The following is a 3,613-nucleotide window of genomic DNA, read 5'->3' on the forward strand; positions in this document are numbered from 1 at the left end:
ATGGGGCTTCTTCGGCTCGCCGCTGCAGGGCGTGCGCCTGATGGGCGGTGTCGCCTATTCGGATGCCGAAGTGACGAAAGCCGCTGTTGCCGCGAATGAGGGCAAGCAAGCCACTGGCTTGCCGAAGTGGCAGGCCAAGCTGGGAGCGGAGTGGGATGTCCCAGCGGTGCAAGGCTTGACGTTGACTGGCAACGCGACCTCGGCATCCAAGCAATACCTCAGCGCGGACAATTCGCTATCGGTACCTGGGCGCACCGTGTTCGACCTGGGCGGACGCTATGTCACCAAGGTCTCAGGCCGCCCGCTGACCTTGCGAGCCGCCGTCACCAATGTGACCAACAAGGCGTATTGGGCTAAACCGCACTACTCAAGTCTGGCCCTGGGTGCGCCGCGTACCTTCAAGCTTTCGGCCACGATGGGCTTCTGACGGTTACCGAGCGCCCTTTGATTGGTCAATGGCAAGTTGGAGGAAACACGGATGAAAGGACCAGCACATACCGAGGAGGCGAGTCGAGCCGAGGTAGCAGCAGACCGGGATAAACTAACTTGGAAGATAGGTGCTGAGGGAACGAGTACGGGATGTGCTCATGACTCTCCTCCTTGTGGGGATAATGAATCAGAGCTTAGGCACCTGTCCAAATTCCGAGGTCCACTTCACAGCCGCCCAGTTCAGCGAGATGGTGCATCCCCTTGAACTGAGAGAGTTTCTCGGGAGCTTGTCATAGACACCATTCTGAAAAACTGCGGATATAGTGAGTATGAAAGGGGTCTGTCAGATCGTTCAAATGGCGTGCAGGTAGGGTGACCAGATTGAAAGGGGTAAGGTTCTTTGGCTCATGGTTATTGATAGACCAGGAGGTAGTCCATGTCTACATACCTTTCAGCGGTGCTGGCACCATTAGTTGCAAGCGAATATGAAGAGCAAGTGTTGCTGTTGCAACAGCAGAGTCCCGAGCGCATTGAGCGTTACGTATGAGCCTGGATGTTGGACAAGGCCTTTGACACCGCATTATTCACACAAGAGCTTGAAGGTGTTGTCGAGGCGATGCCGGATCTGAACGCTCGGTACTCAAACATTGAAAGCGTGTTTTTTATGCGGTCCTACTGCAATCGCTTAGGCACCTTACGGAAGTGGTGATTGATATGAGAGGAGGTGAGATGCTCAAAGGTTTCTCCAAGATATCCCTAGCGCCCGCACTGCGCCCAGTATTGCCGAGGCTTGCCGCAGGCACCCTGGCCGCAGTGCTGTCTGGGTTGGCAATGCTGGGGGCGTTGTGGTGCGTTGTGCAGTTTGTTGCTGACCTGGCGATCGGCTGGGTTATCACGGCGCTGGGGCTGTGGGTTACTGGCGCTTCGATGGCATCCCTTGCAACTTGGCTGTCGCACCACGCCGAAGCAGACTTTGCATCCCGATTGCGCCGGGAGATCGCCAGGCATCTGGTGAGGTTGCCTGCCAGCACGCTGGCTCGGCAAGGCAGCGATACGCTTAGACGTCTGGTGTCAGACGATATCGCCGCACTCCATCACATGATCGCGCACTTGCCCTCTGAGGTCGCCACCTTCGCCGTGGTACCGCTGGCGTCGATCGTTCTGCTGGTGGTGATGGCTGGGCCGGTCGCGCTGTTGGCGCTGCTACCAGGTGTATTGGCCGCGCTCTATTACCTGGTGTGGGTGCCGCGCGTATCGGCGCGCCATGGCGCCGAGCGTATGCGGGTCATGGGTGACATTACGGCAGCGGTGGATGATTACGTGCGCGGTATCCGCGTCAACCGCATCTATGGCACCCAGTCGGGCGCATTAGCAGCCTACCATGACGCCGCCGGTCGCTTTACGCGAGGTATGGTGGTCTGGGTCGGCAAGGTGGCTACGCCCGCAGCGGCGGCGGTGGCGCTGTTGCAGGCAGCGGCCACTCTTGCGATAGCCTACGCTGTAGCTGGGCTTCATGACGTTCCCACGCTGGCGGCGGCGCTGTTCTTCAGCTTGGCTATCGTTACGCCTGCACTGCGGCTTGGACATGGGCTGGACTACGTGACGGCTGGCCGGGCGGCTGCTGGTCGGCTGGCGGCGTTGCTACGCGAACCGGCGTTACCGGCCGGTGATGTGCGCTTGCCGGAAGGCGCGCCCGAGCTTGATGCGCAGGGCGCCACCCTTGTTCTGGACGGCCGGCGGGTGCTCGATGGCCTGTGCCAATGCTTTTCGCCAGGTACGCTGACGGCCATCACCGGCCCCAGTGGTGCGGGCAAGAGTACGTTGCTGCGCGCGTTGGCGGGGCTGGAACCCCTGGATGATGGCGCTATTTTCTTGGCGGGGATCAATATCGCCACACTGGATGCACAGGCGCGTCAGCAGGCCTGCTTGCTCATCCCACAGGGTGGCGACGCGCTAGCCGCCACTGTGCTCGAGAACCTGGCGCTGTCCGCGCCCGCGGCCACCGACGAGCAAATGGCCAAGGCGTTGGCGCGGGCGCTGATTGATGTGCCCCTGAATGCGGATGCCACACGGCTGTCCGGTGGCGAACGCCAGCGCGTCGGGCTGGCGCGCGCCTTCCTAACGCCAGCGCCAGTGATCCTGCTGGATGAACCCTCCAGTGCGCTCGACGATGTCACCGCCACTCGTTTGGTGATGGCGTTGCGCGAATTGGCCCACGATCGCGGCTTGACTCTGGTGATGGTCACACATGATCTCGCGCTGGCCGGTTATGCTGATGCGCGGTTCGAATTGAAACCCACTATGCAACCGGAGATCCAGCGATGAACGCAGCTTCTTCACCATCCACGCAGATACTTCCAGTCACCGCGCGCCGCCGCCTGTGGCTTATCGGCTTCGGCTGGGTCATCGTCGCAGCACTGGAGGCCGCTGCCTATACGGTTCTGGCACTGGCCATTGCCGAGCACCATGTCGAAGGTCCAGTCCTGCTGGCCGCTGCGGTGGCCGTGCTGGCGACGGTTCTGGTCACGCGGGCGGGCTTTATCTCGGGGGCGCGGCTTGCCGGTGATCTCTATGACGCACTCGGCCAGGCACTGGCGCGTGCACGGTTATCCTGGTTTTCTGACGAGCACCGTGCGCAGGTCGCGCTGATGGCAGGGCGGGGCATTCCTGGTTTTATGAGCATTCCCGCCCACCAGTTGCAGACCTTTCTGCACGCACCGCTGATGCCGCTGTTCCTGTTGGCGGGTGTGGCCTGGCTGGCTGGCCCTGGTACGGCTGGGGTAGCGGCTGGCCTGCTGTCGCTGTCGCTGCTGATGCAATACCTGGCCCAGCGCACATTGGCTCGCGCCGATGCCGGGCGGCACGCCGCAGAGCAAGGAGCGGCGCAGGCCACGCTGGAACTGATTGATCACCTGGAACTGCTGCGCACAGCTGCGGGGCCCCAGCGTGCCTTGGAACGCATTGAACATCGTTGGCGCACCCAGGAGCGCGCGCTAGCGTCCACCAACCGCTCGGCGGTGGCGGCTACCCTGGTCTCCACGCTGTCCGGCATACTGCCTCTGGCGGGTATGGCGGCCTGGGCGGTGCTGGCCGGGCAGGATGCGCCTGCCACGGTGCTGGCGTTGCTGGTGCTCGTTGCGCGGGCCGCGGCACCGCTGGGCGAGTTGGCGTTGGCCGGTCTGGG

Annotated in this window: 2 protein-coding genes and 1 pseudogene; all 3 read left to right on the top strand. The window is 62.2% G+C overall.

The genetic code is table 11. From position 1 onward, the window contains the following. Positions 1 to 427 (top strand): TonB-dependent receptor domain-containing protein (locus ACTH3D_RS11480; protein WP_441667251.1); only part of this gene is annotated, 427 nt, incomplete at its 5' end. A 731-nt stretch (positions 428 to 1,158) separates the two neighbouring features. After that, entirely contained in the window at positions 1,159 to 2,754 is a 1,596-nt protein-coding gene (locus tag ACTH3D_RS11485) for an ATP-binding cassette domain-containing protein (protein ID WP_441667252.1), read from the top strand. Next, positions 2,751 to 3,613, top strand: a pseudogene (locus ACTH3D_RS11490) (ABC transporter); the annotation flags it as partial. The gene ACTH3D_RS11485 and the pseudogene ACTH3D_RS11490, both read left to right, overlap by 4 nt.

This window comes from Halomonas sp. (assembly GCF_052095765.1).
GTDB lineage: Bacteria > Pseudomonadota > Gammaproteobacteria > Pseudomonadales > Halomonadaceae > Halomonas.